Origin of the sequence: Metabacillus sediminilitoris, from assembly GCF_009720625.1 — a bacterium.
GTDB lineage: Bacteria > Bacillota > Bacilli > Bacillales > Bacillaceae > Metabacillus > Metabacillus sediminilitoris.
Map to the genome: position 1 here is coordinate 631,389 of NZ_CP046266.1, position 19,222 is coordinate 650,610.

The following is a 19,222-nucleotide window of genomic DNA, read 5'->3' on the forward strand; positions in this document are numbered from 1 at the left end:
AAGGAAGACGATCGATTGAATGATGGTAATGGTTCAATCAAATGGAAAGTTGGTTCAATTATAGTAAAAAGCGGTTCAATAAAAAAGAAATGGGTTAAATTCTTGAAAATATGTATCTTCTATTATGATTAGTTACAAAAAGTTGTAGATGAATTTTCTCTAGAAATTGCAGAACGCTATACGGAGAAGTATCCCAATCTTGACAACTTTCATTTATTGAATTACGCTTTTATTAAATTTGTCATACAATATTAATTCGAGAAAGGAGGATCAAGATGGAAAATAAAAGTGTAGATATTAAATCACTTAGTCGCAAAACACTCTCAAACCAGGTAATTGATGAAATTATCTCTTTACTAACAACAGGCCAACTAAAACCAGGAGATAGACTTCCGTCGGAATTAGAATTAATGGAAATCTGTAATGTGAGTAGACCTGTCATAAGAGAAGCAATGACCTCTTTAGAAGTATTAGGAATTGTTAATCGAAAAACCCGAAATGGCACATTTTTTTCTGATAAGATTGGAAGTAAACCATTTTCAATGATGTTAGCGCTCTCAGCAACGGATCTTTCTTCAATAATTGAAACAAGGGTCGCATTAGAACTAGGTTTAATTACATTAGCAGCTGAAAAAATAACAGATGAAGAACTAGCAAAGTTAAGAGACCTTATCGAAGAAATGAAATCACTCCCATCAGAGGATTCCTCAGAGATCGATAAAGAATTTCACAAAATTATTGCTCTTGCGGCCAATATTCCTCTTTTTGAAGCAATTATTGACCCATTACAAAATTTTCATCAAAAAGTATTAGAACAGATACCTTTAGAAGATCGAAATCTAGCTCAAACTTTAAACTATCATATTGATATTTATAACGCGCTTGAAAAACGTGATCCAGTTGAGGCATATGCTAGTATGTACAGTCATCTTGATTTTGTAAGAAAGAAAGTATTGAAAAACTTGAAAGGTGAATAATTAGAAATTCCATTATTCAACGATAATTAGCCAGAATTGGTTAAATCCCTAATGAACAGAAAATCCGACTAGTTTAACTGTGCTTTATACTTTTTCTGGTTTGAATTTGAATAACGTATGAAAGAAAATGGCTCGGAGACTATCCTAGCCATTTTCTTTCAGCTATTGTGTTATGTTTGTTTACCTTCTTAAGCAGTTGTTACTTAACAACTGCTTAATCCTACCCTTCATAAGTCATCATACTATTTCCTTTAAAAATAAGACCAAAAGATATACTACTTGAATAAGGAAAACCCATGTTGTAGAGAAGAAGGATGTTGCTTCATCTCTTAATATCGCATCATTTAACGTGGAATTGCGTTAGGCGCATACGTCGGAGGAGCAGTAACGGATATTATAGGGTTGCAACACACACCATGGATGGCTTCAATTATGGTTTTGGCCGGAGTTCTTCTTACGATCTGGAGCCTTGCATTGGAAAAGAAAGATAAAAAGAACGAGGAAGTTCCCAGCTAAAACAATAACTTTTTCCTTTAAAGCTAAGTTAGACTTCTTGTAACATTGATTCGTCAGAAACATAACAATTTATTTTTTTGAATGTAGAGGCTGGGATGTAACAATATAGTAGCACCATATTCTTATTAGAAATGAAAAAAGCTTGTAAATGTTATTAATTAAGATTTACAAGCTTTTTCATTTTATCCGAGCGTATTAATTTTTTCATATAATTACTAAAGATTTATAAAGATATTCTAACAAAAAGAATATTAGCGGTTTTTCACCACATCCCTATTTTTGCTGGAACCTAAATTTTATTTTCATAAATACTCTAAAATAAACTAAGTTAGTTCTCAAATATTTTATTTAATGATGCATTAGAATTTCTAAACTTTTTTGGATATGTGAAGCCCATCTCTTGTTCTGTTAGATTACATTCCTTAAGTGCTAAATAGATACGTTCATGGTCATCGACAAACTCCTCAAAATTTTTGAAAAGGTTCTTTACTTGTTATTAAAGTTTAAAAAATAGTTAATTATAAACAAAGTTAAATTTTGTCAGTAAGTGTTTTACTTATTTATTTATTTATTCAGATAGGTAAATTTCAGAAAATAAAAAAGGGTGTTTTTTATTATTTGTTCACTTTATTAATGACTATGAAATATAATATTTCAAATTATTTTTGAATACCAATTTTATGTGTTGGTGCAAAGTTTATTAGCATTCTCACTTATTTTTAATAGATAGAATGATTTTATTTGTACAGGGACCTTTGACTAAACAATCAGAAAAGGTTTAGGATAATTTGTAAGAACTGCTTAATTGCTTCTTTTCCGTTTTTTAATGAACTATGGCATTAGAGAAATATATGTTATAATTTTGCACATACTTATCTAAGAAGCATCATGAAAATAGCATACTTAATTTAATTCTTTTTTCTTATTATTATTGTTATCATAAAGATTTAGTATGTAGTAAATAAAAGTCTTTCTGACAATATTAATTATTTTCATTGCCTTTATGGTATTAAATATTTATAATATTTTATTCTATTATTGCGTATTATATCGAGGTGAATTATGAGTTTTAATCCTATAAAGAAAGATAGAGCTTCTAAAATTGTTATTGAACAAATAAAAAACGCCGTACAAAAAGGAGAATTTTCACCGGGGGATAAACTCCCTCCAGAAAGAGATTTAGCAAAACAATTTTCTCTATCACGTGGGGTTGTGCGTGAGGCCATAAGTGTTTTAGAGTCTAAAGGTGTGGTAGAGGTAAAACCCGGAATAGGAGTATTCCTGGTTACGAATGAGCAAGAAGAAGTGTTTCAGCTTTTAAACGCATTACTAGAAAATGAAGATTCATCACTTATTGAATTGCTTGAACTTAGACAAAGCATTGAAAGTCAGGCTGCTTACTATGCGGCTGAAAGAAGAAGCAAGAAAGAATTGGATAAAATAAAAGCCGCGTTGGATAAATTAGAAAGTTGTTTTGAGAAAGGAAGAGTTGCTGCTGAAGAAGATTTTGAATTCCATATGGCGGTGGCAGAAGCAAGTCACAATTCAATGATGGTTCATACACTACGTTTGATTTCTGATTACATTATAAACGGATTATATGAATCTCGTACTGATGCATTAATGATACCGGGTCAAGATGAGATTGCAATGGACGAACACAAAAGAATATATGCAGCCATCAAGGATATGGATCCAGTGCGTGCACACAAAGAGATGATTACACATCTAGAGAATGTTAAGAAATATAGAAGTGTATTAAATAGAAAAAGGTAGTTAGTTCATTACTTTTGAAATAAACTATTGAATTGCTAGAAAAGGGATGATAAAATAACTTCAGCAGCTTCTGGTAGGACCACCTAACCGGGAACTGTTGAAGTTTTTTCTTTTTTGAATCCTATATGATATAAAAGGAGGTAATAATTTTATTTTTGTAAGCGGTATCAAAGAGGTTGGGAGAAGGGGTGGAGGTTATGTTTGCAAAAAAGATTAGTTCATCAGGGCCTTTGAAAGAGACTACAACGGATTACGTGAAAGCAACTAATGTTCGGTGGCATGTGTTTATTATGCTTCTTGTTCTGTGTGCCATTAATTATGTAGATCGCGCAGTATTGTCTATTGCGATGCCTCTTATTCAAAAAGACCTAGAACTTGATCCTGCTATAATAGGGATTATTTTAAGCTCGTTCTTTTGGGGTTACGCTTTAATGCAAATTCCTTCTGGTTGGATTGCGGACCGATATCGACCAGACAAATTAGTTTGTGGGGCTACACTATTATGGGGAGTTGTACAAACTTTAACAGGTTTTGTAAACGGGAGTAAATCATTGATTTTTTTGAGGATACTACTTGGAATAGCAGAAGCTCCACTTTATCCAAGCGGTTCAAAATTACAGTCTATTTGGTTAACCTCTAAAGAAAGAGGGCGAGGGGCGACATTACTTGATAGTGGTTCATCACTCGGCACAGCCATAGGTGGACCGATTATTATCGCTTTTATTGCATGGTTTGGTGGATGGAGAGGAGCATTAATTGGTGCGGGGATACTTACAATCGTAGTTAGCTGGTTAGTCTGGAAGGTAATAAAAGGGACACCAGATACGAATCCACGAATGAATAAAACAGAAAGAGAATATATCAAGAAAGCTTTAGAAGTAGAATATAACTTAAATAACCAAAATTCAAATTTAGCAATCAAAATAACCGATTATTTTAAAAATCGTAATTTTTGGTCTATGTGTATCGGATATTACTCCTTAAATACAGTATTTTATGGTCTGATGACATGGGGACCTAGCTATTTAGAAAAGACACAAAATTTGGACATTAAAATCATTGGTAGTTCAATTTTAATCATTTTCGGTTTTGGTGTAGTTGGTGAATTAATTGGTGGATGGATTGCTGATTTTTGGCGTTCTAAAGGTGGAAACGATAATACAGTAATGCACACGTTGTTATTTATCGGCGGTTTTATGACAGCAATATGTATTTTATTATTAGGATTAGGGGTTACGACTTCATTAACAGGAGCTATCGTATTACTTTCTACAGCGCTCTTTTTCTTGCGCTGGGCTGGCCTATACTGGACAATACCAGCAACTATCTCTCAGCATAATCATGTTGGTACTATTGCAGGATGTATGAATACAGCTGGTAATATCGCCGGAATTGTTACACCGATTTATATTGGTTTTACTCTTTCACTAACAGGATCGTATTTTATTGCTCTTTTGTTATTCGTTGCCTTTGGATTAATTTTAGCTATAGCCTCTTTATTTATTAATTTCAACAAAAAAATTGGAGCTTAGCCATTTTATTATCTATACTAAGTTACAGCATAATTATATTGAAATCAAAAAAGATTGATGGTAGGATAACAATAAGCTTTTTCTGGTAGGACCACCTAACCACATAATTCCGATGTGAAATATTTAATTTAAGAGAGGCAGGAGGAAAATATGAGTTTTTCATTTTCAATTCCTACGAGAGTTGAATTCGGATCGGGAATTTGCTCACGGGTAGGGGAAATTTTAAAACCTTATGTGAAACAAAAAGTCCTCGTAGTTAGCGACTATGGGGTGAGGCAGGCAGGAATTTTAAGGGAAGTTGAGGATTCGCTCCAACATTACAAAATTAGTTATGAGATCTTTGATAAAGTAGAAGCAAATCCGAGCACACAAATTTTGACACAAGGAATCAAATATCTAGAAATGCATCAATGTGATACTGTGCTAGGGGTAGGCGGAGGAAGTAGCATTGATACTGCAAAGGGAATTGCAGCAATGGCTACGAATCCGGGAAGTATTCTTGATTATGAAGGAATCAATAAGATTAAAAACCAACCACTTCCGATTCTCGCAATACCAACGACATCAGGAACTGGAGCAGAAGTAACGGCTTCAGCCGTTTTCACGAACAAAGATACATTATTTAAAACAGTTATTATGAGTACGTTTTTATTTCCTAAAGTAGCTATATTAGATCCTTTGCTTACGTTAAAACTACCTTCATCAATTACGGCTGCAACAGGAATGGACGCTCTTACACATGCAATCGAATCGTATACATCAAAAAGTTCGAATTTTGTAAGTAAATCATTAGCGATTCAGGCAATTAAGCTCATTGGGGAAAGTTTGTTACGTGCTTATTACGTAGGCACAGATATCGCCAGCAGGGAGAAAATGCTTATGGCGTCGATGATGGCGGGAATGGCCTTTTCACAATCCCGTTTGGGTAATGTGCATGCCATTTCGCATACATTTGGCGGAATTTTCAATATTCCACATGGGATTGCAAATGCTACATTACTTCCATATGTAATGGAATTTAATTTGCTTGCTTGTCAAAGTGAAATGAAGGACATTGCAATTGCCCTTGGAGCAGACGTAGCGAGCTTAACATTAGAAAAAGCTGCTGAACAGGCAATTACAGAAGTAATTAAGATTAATGAGGCAATTGGTATTCCAAAAACTATTAAAGAACTTGGGGTAGATTTAGAATTGTTACCACGAATGATTTTAGATTCAATGAGAAGTCCGAATACGCTATCGAATCCACGAATTACAACAGCAAATGATATTAAGCAAATTATTGAAGGCGCTTACCATGGGAACTTTCAAAAGATTAACTTTATAGAGAAGGGAAGAGAATATTATGTTTTATGAGATGAGAACATACACAATTAAAGTAGGAAAAGTTCATGAATACCAAAATCATTTTGAGAAAGTTGGATTGCCGATTATTTCAAAGTACACAACGTTAGTTGGTTGGTGGTATACAGATATCGGTGAATTGAATCAAATTGTTCATATTTGGAAATATGATAGCTTGGACCAAAGAGCAGAAAATAGAAAAGCACTTTATCAAGACGTTGACTGGTTGGAAAAGTTTGTTCCAGTAGCTTTTCCAATGTTAGAAAAACAAGAATCTAAATTGATGTATGCAGCTAATTTTTCCCCGATTAAGTAAACGAAGAAGTGATGCATGGAAAATGTGGCATTCTGTTACCTATGTAGCAAGGCAGAGTTATTGTCGAATGTGTAAAGGCGCTTTGCTATAGTTGGAGGGTTATTTTAGAGTTAAAATAACCCTCCTTCCCTCCTCATACAAAAAATACAGCTGGGTGTGATGATGATGGAGACAATGGTAAAGGAAAAAACATATTTAAATTACATTAATGGTGCGTGGAGATGACAATAAACGGCGGCCTGCGTTCTACTTGACAGAAATGCACGGCTACTAGACGAGTATTTGTTCAATCGGATGTATACGATACTTTTAAAGAGAAATTATTTGCCCGAATTTCACAGTTGAAAATTGGAAATGGATTAGAAGCAGATACATAGATGGGGCCATGCGCGAGCGAAAGTCAGTTACGAACCGTACTGTCTTATATTGATGACAATCGCTTAAGATGAGATTTTTGGTCCGGTACTAGTATTAGTTAAAGTTGAAACAATCAAGGAAGCTTGGGAGTTAGCGAATAATGTGAAATATGGGTTAAGTGCCTCGATTTTCACCAGAAATATTGGGAATATTCTCACATTCATTCGTTATTGATTGCAGTTTAGTTCGAATCAACGCTGAGTCGGCAGGGGTTGAACTCCAAGCACTTTTTGGTGGAATGAAGCAATCAAGTTCTCATTCTCGAGGGACAGGCTGCAATTGAATTCTTTTCGTCGATTAAGACAGTGTTTTTAAAAGGTTTACACAGGTATATCATAAATTTGAAAATGAAGAACGTGTTTAACAAATCATTTATTGAGATAAAAAAGACAACCTTTCTAAAAAACAAAGTAAATTCTTGTATATATCTTACTAGTATTTAAATTTATATTATTAAACTTAGAATATATAAAAATATAAAGGGAGAGAGAGTATATGAATTTGAACCTGAAGGGGAAAACTGCGCTTGTAATTGCCTCAAGTCAGGGGCTTGGAAGAGCAGTCGCTGAACAGTTGGTGCAAGAGGGTGTAAATGTGGTCATTTCGAGCCGTGAGGAAAGAAAACTACAAAAGGTACAGAAAGAACTACAGCAGATAGGAAAAGGACGGGTTGCCTATCATCGTGCCGATATTACGAATATTGAGGATATCCGTTCATTGGTACAGTTTACTCGTGAAACCTTTGGCTCAATTGATATTTTGATTAATAATGCAGGTGGTCCTCCTGGAGGGAAGTTTGAACAGATTTCTGATGAAGATTGGCAGAAATCATTCGAATTGAACCTCTTTAGCTATATTCGGATTATTCGGGAAGTGCTCCCGGACATGAAGAAGGGAGGTGGAAGAATTATTAACATTGCTTCCACCTCCATTAAGCAGCCAATTCCAGGGCTCATTCTCTCTAACACATTCCGTTTAGGAATCGTTGGTCTGACTAAAACACTTTCTGTAGAACTGGCACCTTATAATATTTTAGTTAATACGGTTGCACCGGGCAGAATTGCAACAGAAAGAACGGACCATATTGATCAGATGAATGCTGATAAACAGGGGATTTCCCGAGAAGCAGCAGCAGAACAGTCGATTAAGACCATTCCTCTGGAACGGTATGGAACACCTGAAGAATTTGCACAAGTCATAACTTTTCTTGTATCAGACGCAAGTTCATATATTACGGGCAGTTCTGTACTTGTCGATGGTGGGATGGTTACATCCATTTAGTTGAGTGTTTAGTCTAGCTTTTATCGAGGTTGAAAAGGCAGAGTTTATTTAAACATCTTATTAATACTTTATCAAGGATAAATCAAGTAAGAGGACTTGCATTCAAAGAATTCGGTTCTGGTGTAAAAAACTTAAACTGATGGTAAGTAATCTATCAATTTAAGGTATTTAGTTTAAAAGTAATGCATGTAAAGAAATCTAAATATTCGTAATTTTTTGATATTTATTTTAAAAAGGGATTATAAACCTAAAAAAATTTTTGTGGAAAGGATGTTATAAGTTATGTCTTTGATGCCTTATAAGTATTTTATGCCAACACGAGTGGAGTGCGGCAAGGGGATATCTGAAAAAACAGGAGAATTGGTAAAGGAGTTAGGTGTGGCTAGGGTACTCATTGTAACAGATAAAGGAGTAAGAGCTGCCAATCTTTTAGAAGGAATTGAGAAATCTCTCTTTGCTGCAAACTTGGATTATGAAATTTATGATGAGGTAGAGCCGAACCCATCGGCTGAAACAATTCATAGAGGTGTCGATTATCTTAAGCAACATAAAAGTGATGCTGTACTAGCTGTAGGTGGTGGAAGCAGTATTGACACTGCTAAGGGAATAGCAGCGATGGCTACTAATCCTGGCCATATATTGAATTATGAAGGGGTGGGAAAGATTAAGATTCCTCCACTTCCAATCATTGCAATACCGACTACGGCAGGAACAGGAAGTGAAACAACGAATTCAACCGTTGTAACCAATAAAGAAACTTCTTTTAAATTAGGCGTGCTTAGTCCGCTTTTATTTCCAACTCTCGCTATACTTGATCCAACTCTTACTCTACACCTTCCTCAAGAAATTACAGCAGCAACAGGGATGGATGCATTAACTCACGCAATTGAAGCTTATACATCCAAGGCAGCTAACCCTGTTAGCCAGGCATACGCCATGCAGGCCATTAAAATGATTGGCGAAAATTTAACAAAAGCTTACTTTGTAGGAACGGATATTGAAAGCAGGGAAAAAATGCTGGTAGCCTCCATGCTTGCTGGGGTCGCATTTTCTCAGTCGCGCTTGGGGAATGTACATGCTATTTCTCATACGTTTGGGGGAGTTTTCAATATTCCGCATGGAGTCGCGAATGCAGCACTATTGCCTTTTGTTATGAAGTTTAATCTGCGGGCATGTGCAGATCAGTATAAAGATATAGCGATAGCTTTAGGAAAGGATGTTAGCAGATTATCTACTTCGCAGGCTGCAGAAAAAGCAATTGAGACTGTTATCGAAATGAATCAAGCTATGAACATTCCTCTTAATATAAAGGAGTTAGGAGTTTCATTGGATTATTTACCAAAATTAGTAGAGGATTCAATGAGGAGTGGAAATGTAAACATTAATCCTAGACTTACAAAACCTAAAGATATTCAATTAATTATTGAAAATGCCTATTATGGCCAGTTAGAAGAGTTCTCGGAAAAGAGAGAAGCAATACCTCTCCCGAATGTTCTTTCCCATATATAAGGTAGGGGATATGCGGTCTATAATCACTTTTACTATAATGCAATGTATTAACTAGTTAGTGGGAATTTCAAGCCAAAATGAGAAAAAATTCTATAGAGAGAAAGGTAGGGAATTGAATATGCAAAAAGTGATTGAAAAAAACGTAAAAACTTATATGAACTTTATAAACGGAGAATGGACTGCTTCGTCAACAAATGAAGTGGCCAGTAGCATTAACCCAGCAAACAAAAATGAAATCGTCGGTTACGTGCAGTCTTCCTCTAAAGAGGACTTAGATGCGGCAGTAGCAGCGGCTAAACAGGCGCAAAAGGCGTGGCGAAAACTTTCAGGAGCAGCAAGGGGCAACTATTTATATAAAGTAGCGACTATTATGGAAGGTCGCCTTGACGAGATTGCAGAAACGATGACAAAAGAAATGGGAAAAACATTTCCAGAAGCAAAAGGAGAAACTGCCCGTGGGGTGGCTATCCTTCGCTACTATGCCGGTGAGGGGATGAGAAAAATTGGTGACGTCATTCCATCTACGGATAGTGAAGCGCTTATGTTTACAACACGTGTTCCTCTTGGTGTTGTAGGCGTTATCTCACCATGGAATTTTCCGGTAGCGATTCCGATTTGGAAAATGGCCCCGGCGCTTATCTACGGAAACACAGCTGTCCTAAAACCAGCGCAGGAAGTATCTGTTACAGCTGCTAAAATAATAGAGTGTTTTGAGGAAGCAGGTATCCCAGCTGGTGTTGTGAATATGGTAACAGGCCAGGGAAGTGTTATTGGTCAGGGTATTATCGACCATCCAGATATTAACGGAATTACTTTTACAGGATCTAATACGGTAGGTAAAGCAGTTGGACAAGGAGCTCTTGCTCGCGGGGCAAAATATCAACTCGAAATGGGTGGGAAGAATCCTGTCATTGTTTTAAACGATGCAGATCTTGATCTTGCAGTTGAGGGAACAATTAGTGGAGGTCTGCAATCAACCGGGCAGAAGTGTACAGCAACAAGCCGCGTTTTCGTCCAGGCTGACGTGTATGATGAGTTTAAGGGAAAACTTCTGACAAAAGTAAGTGAAATAAAAGTTGGATGTGGAATGCAAGGGGATACGTGGATGGGACCTTGCGCTAGCGAAAATCAATTAAACACAGTACTATCATATATTCAAAAAGGAAAAGAAGAAGGAGCTACGCTTCTATACGGTGGCGAAAGACCGAAGGAAAATGGAAGGGAAAACGGATTCTACGTACAGCCTACAGTGTTTGAAAATGTGAGAAATGACATGATTATCGCTCAGGAAGAAATTTTCGGCCCAGTTCTTGCATTAATTAAAGTCGAGAATATTGAAGAAGCATTAGAACTTGCAAACGATGTAGAATTTGGCTTGAGTGCATCTATCTATACGAAAGATATCGGCAGCATGTTCTCCTTCATTAATGAAATGGAAGCCGGCCTTGTAAGAGTAAATGCGGAAACAGCCGGGGTTGAACTTCAAGCTCCATTTGGTGGAATGAAACAATCCAGTTCACATTCACGGGAACAAGGACAGGCGGCTATTGAGTTCTTTACTTCTATCAAAACGGTATTTGTAAAAGCATAATAGATAGCTTTATATATTAAATAGAATCTCCCGCCTTTGGCGGGGGACTTCTATTCATCAAGTTTTTAGTACATGTTTTTTGAAGAGGGGCAAGAATCGCTCACACATTTTCCCTGCATCATGCTCATCTTCAAAACAGGAAATATATTGGCCTATAAGATCCTATATCATTTTCACTTTAAAGGGAGAGTATGAATTATGGATTTGATGATTATTCTAACAGCTCTGGGATTACTCATGTTTGTTGCCTATCGAGGGTTTTCTGTTATCCTATTTGCCCCATTATGTGCCTTGTTTGCTGTTTTCTTAACAGAACCAAGCTATTTATTGCCATTCTTCTCCAATATATTCATGGAAAAGATGGTGGGCTTCGTGAAATTATATTTTCCTGTTTTCTTGCTTGGAGCCATCTTCGGTAAAGTAATCGAAATGACTGGCGTGGCTCAGAAAATTGCTAAGATCATTGTCCGTTTTGTTGGGGCCAAGCAGGCCATTCTGACCATAGTATTGATGGGAGCCATTCTGACTTACAGTGGTGTGAGTCTGTTTGTAGTCGTATTTGGTGTTTATCCCTTTGCAGCTCATTTGTTCCGAGAAGCCAATATTCCAAAGCGACTTATCCCTGCTACGATTGCCTTCAGTGCTTTTACTTTTTCAATGGATGCGATTCCAGGATCACCACAGCTACAGAACGTCATTCCGACGAGTTTCTTTAATACTAACATCTATGCGGCACCAACGTTAGGAGTGATTGGAGGACTGTTCATTTTCACCATTGGTATGCTGTATCTGGAAAGCCGCCGACGTAAGGCAGCTGCGGCTGGAGAGGGTTATTACGGCAAAGATGGAGATGCGGCTTCCGAAATGGCGGCAACCAGTGAGACTGCACCTGCGACCATGATTTCAGGAGAAACAATCAGTGCAAAAGATTGGCTGGCTTTCCTTCCGCTCGTATTGGTAGGCGTCATGAATAAATTTTTTACTACCTCCATTCCTCAATGGTATGCAAATGGCTTTGATTTTGCGGACATTGGTTTGAAGAGTTTTGGAAGCGTTAACATGGGGCAGGTACTTGCCATTTGGTCCGTGGAAATGGCACTTCTCATTGGAATACTAACTACTATTGTACTTAATTTCCAAGCGGTAAAAATAAATTTTAATGCGAGTATGAATGTAGGGATAAGCGGTGCTTTGCTTGCTACAATGAATACGGCATCCGAATATGGATTTGGGGGAGTTATTGCATCCCTGCCGAGCTTTGCTGGCATTCAGAACGCCCTTTCTGACACTTTTGCAAACCCGTTAGTCAATGGTGCGGTCGTAACCAATGTTTTGTCAGGGATTACAGGTTCCGGATCCGGTGGAATGAGTATCGTGTTAAGTGTAATGGCAGAGAAGTACATAGAGGCTGCAAATGCATTTAATATCCCGTTGGAGGTCATGCATCGCGTGATGGCAATGGCAGCTGGTGGGATGGACACCTTACCTCATAATGGTGCCGTCATTACTTTGCTTGCGGTAACCGGTTTAACTCATCGTCAAGCTTATAAAGATATCTTTGCTATAACGATTATTAAAACTGTAGCTGTCTTTTTTGTCATCGGTGTATATAGTCTAACAGGTCTTATGTAATCTCTGTTTAGATAAAAAATTTTTATTTTAAAAATCAAAGGAGAAAAAATATATAGGAAAACGTAATAGGTTCAATGTAGAGTTGCACACTATGTATCGATACTTCTTCCAGAAGAATAGATACACTGATACACTGCCATATAACAGCTATGTTATAAAGACTATTAAACTATAATCATAAAAAACTTTAGTTATATATTAAACCTATCTAGCTATTTATAAAGCAAATAAGCAAACTATTTTTTCTTGGGGGATTTTTTTATGTGGATAATCACTGTCTATTCAAAAGAAAACATTAGAATATTTGAATTTGACACAGTAAGAGAGGCAAGAGAAGCTTTCAAGAAGTTTCAAGGTTATAAAATCCTTTCAGAAATTGTTTACTTTAATGACTAATATATGCTTGAAAAAGGAGGAGAATAGATTCACGGGTAAAATCAATGGCAGAGGGAAAAGTGTGGAAAATGCTAGGTGTTGAAGTGGTAAAAGGAAATAAAGGAGAATGTGAATTAGAAATAGAGGTAAAAGAAGACTTTATACAGTCTTATAATTCAGTTTATGGAGGATTAATTGGAACTATTTCCATAACAAAAAAGACCCTTTGAAAATATTGACTTCTGTTTTGATGTACAAAACTTCAATACCAAGAACCAGCGTCGTATAAAGACGCTGGTTCTTAAATTTATCTTTTTTTTAACTCTTTAATCGCCATAGGATAGGCTGGGTTCTTATCTACTGAGATATCACGGGGCTTTGAAACATGAAAAGACCGCAAAGCTTTCTGAAAAAGCACTTTGCAGCCTTATGATCTCTTGTTTTGCTTAAATAAAAATCAACTGCACGATATAGGTACATCTATTGACCTTTGACTTTCACACTCATCTTTTTTTTATAGTACTAGTAACGTTTAGGAGATTACTAGCAGATATTTTGAAGTTTTTGCACCTGAACCGATTATATTCATGTTGATGTGATGGACGGCCACTTTGTGCTGAATATCACCATTGGTCCACTTATCGTAGAAGCGATTCGTCCTGTCACAACAATACCGTTAGATGTTCATCTAATGATTGAAAATCCCGATCAATATATTCCTTCATTTGTAAGAGCTTGCGCTGACATTATTTCGGTTCATGTTGAGGCATGTCCTCATTTATATCGTACCATTCAATTAATTAACCGACATAGAATTATAGCAGGTGTTATATTAAATTCTGCTACTCCGATCAATCAAGTTATACATATTCTTTAAGATATTAATTTGATCTTATTGATGACAGTGAATCCGGGATTGGCGGGCAAGAATTTATTAAAAGTGTATTGCCGAAAATTGAACAAGTTTCACAAATAAATGAGAAAACGTCGACTATCAATTGAAATTGAGGTAGACGGTGGTATTAATGCAGACACGGCTAGACTCTGTGTCGAAGCAGGAGCCAATGTAATAGTAGCAAGTTCTGCTATCAGATCGAAAAGCTGTGATTGAACCCATTAAAGGAGTACTATAATAACGAGGTAACTAAAAGGAATAGAAAGTTCCTCTAAGTTACTACCTTTTAAAATTATGATATTAAACTTAAATCACCCCTTCTTTCGTTTCCATGAAATGATGGGCAAAGAGATGAAGAGAATCACAAAAAATACAAGCAACATCCACAGAAATTGTATCACAATTTGCTATTTTGATTGAAAGATCTCCAAATCTGCCGCAATTAAAAAATCTGGCTGCCATTATGATGAATGAGTATTGTGATGCTGTAATCAAAAATTCAACTCGACATCTTAGTCCGGTCGTAAAAAAGGCTGTAGATTATATTCATTTACATTTAGATCATTCTTTATCGCTAAATGAAATTGCTGCAATATTACATGTGAATTCTTCACATCTTTCGAGAAAGTTTAAGCAGGATATGAACATGACGATCATTGATTATATAAATCAAAGGAGGGTAGAGGAAGCGAAGCTATATCTGCAAAGAGGAAATATCTCAATCACTGAAATTGCCTTTATGGTTGGTTTCAATGATCTAAATTATTTTACAAGGGTTTTTAAAAAGTTCACTTCTTTTACCCCATCACAATATATGAAAAGTGAACAAGATATATAAGACTTATATTCAAGCTTTTGTCATACATAGAAACGGGCAGCCATTAACTTAACGATTGCTGCCCTTTACATGCCTTACTTAGTTGATTGAGTTATTTATATCTTGGTTCTTGCTTATAGATAATTTTGAATCGAGTGAAAACCACGAACTTCCATTTAAAACGAAATAAAGCGCAATGACCAGTAAGATGAGGTCTAATTCATATCCTCCTAGAAATCCTTCCGATAAATTCACGACAAATAATGCGCCTGCCATGATGACAACAAATAAAAGGGAAATCATTCTTGTTCCGATTCCTGCAATAACGGCTATTCCACCAACTAATTCTATTGATGCCACTATATAAGCGATAAAACCAGGTATACCCATGCTTTCAAAAAATCCAGAAGTATTTCCAATTCCACCTTGGAATTTAGAAAGACCATGAAGAAAGAAAGTGAAACCCAAAACAACCCTTAATAATAAAGCCCCTAACTCTGGATACATTTTCATTTGTTTTGTCACCCGCTTTTCTAATTTTTTACTACAGATTTGCAATGAAGTGATTGCTCCTAAATAAATTCTCAGGATAGAAAATATACGTTTATGTAAATATCACGGATAGTAGTTAACATATCAATATAGGTAAACAATTCCCTTCTCTACACTACGTATTGTAGTGTTGTGGTTGTTCAATTTCAAGTCATTTTTACTCATTATGTTAAAAATTGGTTCTTAAGATAGAGAGTGAGATTGAGGGTATAGCAGATTTAACCCATAAAGAAATAGTTCAATTTTATTATAAGGTGGACAAGCGGTTCAATAAATGATTAGGATTTTCCTTAAAATCATGTGAAGTACAAGCACTTAAAAAGGATCTATTCACCAGATAGCTGCCTAATGTCAAGATTGTGCACCATTTTAGTCAATTTTGTTGATCGTAACATAGGAATAGTGTCTATATAATGAAAGAAAGTAAGCGTTTGCAAAAATGTTGATAGGTGGTGTTGATGGAGTGAATGCCAAGATCAGTACACATACAGCTCCTAAGGAGAGTTATGTGAATCCAGAATTACAGGCAAAAAGGAAAGTTAACTTTAAAAAGGGATTAGGTTATGCTGCATTTGTAGGACCTGCACTTTTATTCTTTATCTTGGTTCAGATTATTCCATTCTTAATGGGGATTTATTATTCATTTACTTCTTGGAATGGAGTTAGTTCGGCAGTTGAATGGGTTGGTTTGGACAACTATATTAGGATTTTTACGGATGACCCAAAGTTTTTCAATTCGTTTATGTTTACGGTGAAGTTTATGATAGCAGCGGTCTTAATCAGTAATATCCTCGGATTTGGTTTTGCGCTATTGCTCAACGCAGCATTAAAAACGAAAAATATTTTACGAACTGTATTTTTTATTCCAAATGTAATTGGTGGACTATTACTAGGATTTATCTGGCAGTTTATCTTTGTTAAAGGATTTGCATCGATTGGCAATTTGACCAATCTTGATTTCTTTAAACTACCTTGGTTAGGTGATGAGACAACAGCATTTTGGGGAATTGTTATTGTATTTGCTTGGCAAACAAGCGGCTATATGATGGTTATTTATATCGCTGCACTACAAGGTGTTGATACATCATTGTTAGAAGCGGCAAAAATGGATGGTGCATCAAACTTATCAATCTTAAAGAATATTATTATTCCATTAATTTTACCGGCATTTACAATTTGTTTCTTCTTAACAATCTCAATGGCATTTAAAATCTTTGACATAAACCTTTCCTTAACAGGTGGAGGTCCATTTAATTCAACAGAATCAGTAGCGATTAACATTTATCAAGAAGCATTCCAGAACAATCGATATGGGTTAGGAACAGCGAAGTCAATTTTATTCTTTGTAGTTGTTGCATTATTTACAACATTCCAAGTAATGTTTACGAAGAAAAGGGAGGTAGAAGCATAATGAAAAAGAATTATGGGAAGCGGATATTTTTGCTTGAAATCTTCGCCATTATTCTTGGCTTGATTTTTCTAGTCCCCTTTTACTTTGTCATCGTAAACTCAGTTAAAGGATTTTCAGAAATATTAATTGATGCAGCGGCTCTGCCGAAAGAAATTTTGTTTAGCAACTATGCAAAGGTTTGGGAGATTATTAGTTTCCAAGATGCATTTTTGAATTCATTGATCATCACTGTTTTTAGTGTGACAGGAATTGTTTTAATTAGTTCAATGGCAGCTTGGAAGATGGTAAGAACACCTGGAAAACTAAGTAAATTTTTATTTATCCTGTTTGTTTCAGCAATGGTAATACCATTCCAAACAGTTATGATACCACTTATGAAGCTTGGTGGAATGCTAGGAATTATGAATAGCATACCTGGAATTGTCATTATGTATTTTGGCTTTGGGGTTTCATTATCACTATTCCTTTACCACGGCTTTGTGAAGACAATCCCACAAGAGATTGAAGAATCTGCAAGAATTGATGGTTGTAGTCAATTTGGAGTGTTTTGGAGAATTGTCTTTCCTTTATTAAAACCGATAACTGTAACCGTTATCATTTTAAATACATTATGGATATGGAATGATTATTTATTACCGCTTCTTGTCTTACAGGATGCTGAGTTACGAACAATTCCGTTAGCTACTAGTTCATTCTTTGCACAATATACAAAACAGTGGGATATGGGTCTAGCAGCATTGGTTATGGGTATAGCACCAGTCATTGTCTTCTTCCTGTTCTTACAAAAACACATTATTAAAGGAATTGCAGCAGGTTCTATTAAGTAGGTTATATAATGAATGTCAGCTAGTTTCCTAGGTACATTCATTTATATAAATAGATAAATAAAATCATATATTTATAGGAGGTCAATTGGTAATGAAGAAGATGTTACTATTATGTCTCTCAATGCTATTAGTCTTAGGGATTCTAGCAGGGTGTACGTCAAACAATAAGTCAGAAAGTACAAGTGGGAATGCTGGTTCTGAGGGTGATGGAGAAGTTGTTACGTTAAATCTTTTCCAATTTAAAGTCGAAATTGCTGAACCGCTTCAAGCAATGATCAATGAATTTGAAAAAGAACATCCAAACATTAAAGTTAAGCTTGAAAGTGTTGGGGGCGGTGCGGATTATGGTGCTGCTTTAAAGGCGAAGTTTGCTTCTGGTGAAGAGCCAGATATCTTTAACAACGGCGGATTTAAAGAATTAGAACTTTGGAAAGAGCATTTAGCAGATCTTTCTGGTGAGCCATGGGCTGAACATGTACTTCCTATTGGTAAGGAACCAATGACAGATACTGATGGAAAACTTTATGGTATGCCAGTTAACCTTGAAGGATATGGATTTATCTATAACAAAGATTTATTTGAAAAAGCAGGAATTACAGAAGCACCAAAAACTCTAACTGATCTAAAAGCTGCTGTTAAAAAGCTTGAAGCTGCTGGAATTAAAGCATTCTCAGCTGGTTACGGCGAGTGGTGGGTAATTGGGCAGCATTTAATGAATATTCCTTTTGCACAACAGGAAGATCCATCTGCATTTATTCAAGGATTGTATGATGGAAAGAATACTTTTGTAGGCAATGAGCAGTTTAAACAATTTAAAGATGTAATCGATACTGAAATCAAATATGCGAATGGTAACCCATTAACAACTGATTACAATACACAAGTTACATTATTTGCTTCAGGTGAAGCGGCAATTTTACAACAAGGTAACTGGACAGAAAATATGATTTATGAGATTAATCCAGAGATCAATATGGGAATCCTACCAATTCCATTAAATGATGAAGAGACAGCGGATAAATTACCAATCGGTGTACCAAATAACTGGGTACTTAACAAAAATTCTGAGCATTTAGAAGAAGCAAAAACATTCCTAAACTGGATGGTATCATCTGAAACAGGTAAACGTTATATTACAGAGGAATTTGCCTTTATTCCTGCTTTTGATAATATTGAAGCTTCAGGATTAGGTGATTTAGGTCAAGACATCTTAAAATATTCTAAAGAAGAAAAAACAATTCCTTGGAATTGGTTCAGATGGCCAGATGGAGCAAACAAAGAATTTGCTGCAACAATCCAAGAATATGCTGCTGGAAAAATTGATTATGATACAGCTTTAGAAAAATTCCAAAAGACTTGGGATAGTATGAAGTAAAGTGAAGAAAGGAAAGCATGTCTATAAAAGGCATGCTTTTTTCCATTCATGGTTAAAGAGTATTACAAAAGATGAGAGC

Annotated in this window: 16 protein-coding genes and 3 pseudogenes; 17 read left to right on the forward strand and 2 right to left on the reverse strand. The window is 35.9% G+C overall.

Features of this window, described 5'->3' with window-relative positions; all coding sequences use genetic code 11:
* Positions 1 to 275: 275 nt before the first annotated feature.
* The 12 genes and pseudogenes from GMB29_RS03355 (at position 276) to GMB29_RS03405 (ending at position 13,496) form a co-directional block, all read left to right on the forward strand.
* Positions 276 to 977: a FadR/GntR family transcriptional regulator gene (locus GMB29_RS03355; protein ID WP_136353403.1), complete on the forward strand. Its 702-nt coding sequence runs from the start codon at positions 276 to 278 to the stop codon at positions 975 to 977.
* 1,578 nt (positions 978 to 2,555) lie between these two features.
* On the forward strand, positions 2,556 to 3,269 hold the full coding sequence (locus GMB29_RS03360) for a FadR/GntR family transcriptional regulator (protein WP_136353405.1): 714 nt from the start codon (positions 2,556 to 2,558) through the stop codon (positions 3,267 to 3,269).
* A 197-nt stretch (positions 3,270 to 3,466) separates the two neighbouring features.
* Complete coding sequence (locus GMB29_RS03365; protein ID WP_136353407.1) at positions 3,467 to 4,801, forward strand: MFS transporter; 1,335 nt, start codon at positions 3,467 to 3,469, stop codon at positions 4,799 to 4,801.
* 150 nt (positions 4,802 to 4,951) lie between these two features.
* Complete coding sequence (locus GMB29_RS03370; protein WP_136353409.1) at positions 4,952 to 6,157, forward strand: iron-containing alcohol dehydrogenase; 1,206 nt, start codon at positions 4,952 to 4,954, stop codon at positions 6,155 to 6,157.
* On the forward strand, positions 6,147 to 6,461 hold the full coding sequence (locus GMB29_RS03375; RefSeq protein WP_136353411.1) for an NIPSNAP family protein: 315 nt from the start codon (positions 6,147 to 6,149) through the stop codon (positions 6,459 to 6,461). Before GMB29_RS03370 ends, GMB29_RS03375 begins: the two co-directional genes overlap by 11 nt.
* Before the next feature lie 218 nt (positions 6,462 to 6,679).
* Positions 6,680 to 7,321: pseudogene (locus GMB29_RS03380) on the forward strand (aldehyde dehydrogenase family protein); the annotation flags it as partial.
* A 52-nt stretch (positions 7,322 to 7,373) separates the two neighbouring features.
* Complete coding sequence (locus tag GMB29_RS03385) at positions 7,374 to 8,159, forward strand: SDR family oxidoreductase (protein ID WP_136353413.1); 786 nt, start codon at positions 7,374 to 7,376, stop codon at positions 8,157 to 8,159.
* A gap of 282 nt (positions 8,160 to 8,441) precedes the next feature.
* Complete coding sequence (locus GMB29_RS03390; protein ID WP_211091255.1) at positions 8,442 to 9,668, forward strand: iron-containing alcohol dehydrogenase; 1,227 nt, start codon at positions 8,442 to 8,444, stop codon at positions 9,666 to 9,668.
* Positions 9,669 to 9,786: 118 nt separating this feature from the next.
* The gene (gene gucD / locus GMB29_RS03395) at positions 9,787 to 11,259 is read left to right on the forward strand and encodes an alpha-ketoglutaric semialdehyde dehydrogenase GucD (protein ID WP_136353415.1); all 1,473 of its coding nucleotides are present in this window, start codon (positions 9,787 to 9,789) and stop codon (positions 11,257 to 11,259) included.
* Positions 11,260 to 11,457: 198 nt separating this feature from the next.
* Positions 11,458 to 12,891: a GntP family permease gene (locus GMB29_RS03400; RefSeq protein WP_136353417.1), complete on the forward strand. Its 1,434-nt coding sequence runs from the start codon at positions 11,458 to 11,460 to the stop codon at positions 12,889 to 12,891.
* Positions 12,892 to 13,152: 261 nt separating this feature from the next.
* Positions 13,153 to 13,287, forward strand: coding sequence for a hypothetical protein (locus GMB29_RS27585; RefSeq protein WP_264766590.1), 135 nt, complete (start codon positions 13,153 to 13,155; stop codon positions 13,285 to 13,287).
* A 44-nt stretch (positions 13,288 to 13,331) separates the two neighbouring features.
* Positions 13,332 to 13,496 (forward strand): hotdog family protein, encoded by a 165-nt coding sequence (locus tag GMB29_RS03405; RefSeq protein WP_155443830.1) that lies wholly within the window; start codon positions 13,332 to 13,334, stop codon positions 13,494 to 13,496.
* 83 nt (positions 13,497 to 13,579) lie between these two features.
* Here GMB29_RS03405 and GMB29_RS03410 read toward each other — a convergent pair.
* Positions 13,580 to 13,767 (reverse strand): annotated as a pseudogene (locus GMB29_RS03410) (DDE-type integrase/transposase/recombinase); the annotation flags it as partial.
* 112 nt (positions 13,768 to 13,879) lie between these two features.
* Between GMB29_RS03410 and GMB29_RS03415 the strand changes: the two are divergent.
* Positions 13,880 to 14,377: pseudogene (locus tag GMB29_RS03415) on the forward strand (ribulose-phosphate 3-epimerase).
* Between the two features lie 250 nt (positions 14,378 to 14,627).
* Positions 14,628 to 14,999, forward strand: coding sequence for a helix-turn-helix transcriptional regulator (locus tag GMB29_RS03420; RefSeq protein WP_227551487.1), 372 nt, complete (start codon positions 14,628 to 14,630; stop codon positions 14,997 to 14,999).
* Between the two features lie 78 nt (positions 15,000 to 15,077).
* On the opposite strand, the gene GMB29_RS03425 is transcribed toward GMB29_RS03420, so the two are convergent.
* Positions 15,078 to 15,491: a DoxX family protein gene (locus GMB29_RS03425; protein WP_227551490.1), complete on the reverse strand. Its 414-nt coding sequence runs from the start codon at positions 15,489 to 15,491 to the stop codon at positions 15,078 to 15,080.
* 547 nt (positions 15,492 to 16,038) lie between these two features.
* On the opposite strand from GMB29_RS03425, the gene GMB29_RS03430 reads away from it, so the two are divergent.
* From GMB29_RS03430 to GMB29_RS03440, 3 genes are all read left to right on the forward strand, one after another.
* Positions 16,039 to 16,941, forward strand: coding sequence for a carbohydrate ABC transporter permease (locus GMB29_RS03430; RefSeq protein ID WP_406600333.1), 903 nt, complete (start codon positions 16,039 to 16,041; stop codon positions 16,939 to 16,941).
* Positions 16,941 to 17,768: a carbohydrate ABC transporter permease gene (locus GMB29_RS03435; protein ID WP_136353421.1), complete on the forward strand. Its 828-nt coding sequence runs from the start codon at positions 16,941 to 16,943 to the stop codon at positions 17,766 to 17,768. Before GMB29_RS03430 ends, GMB29_RS03435 begins: the two co-directional genes overlap by 1 nt.
* A 91-nt stretch (positions 17,769 to 17,859) precedes the next feature.
* The gene (locus tag GMB29_RS03440) at positions 17,860 to 19,143 is read left to right on the forward strand and encodes an ABC transporter substrate-binding protein (RefSeq protein WP_136353423.1); all 1,284 of its coding nucleotides are present in this window, start codon (positions 17,860 to 17,862) and stop codon (positions 19,141 to 19,143) included.
* Positions 19,144 to 19,222 lie beyond the last annotated feature (79 nt).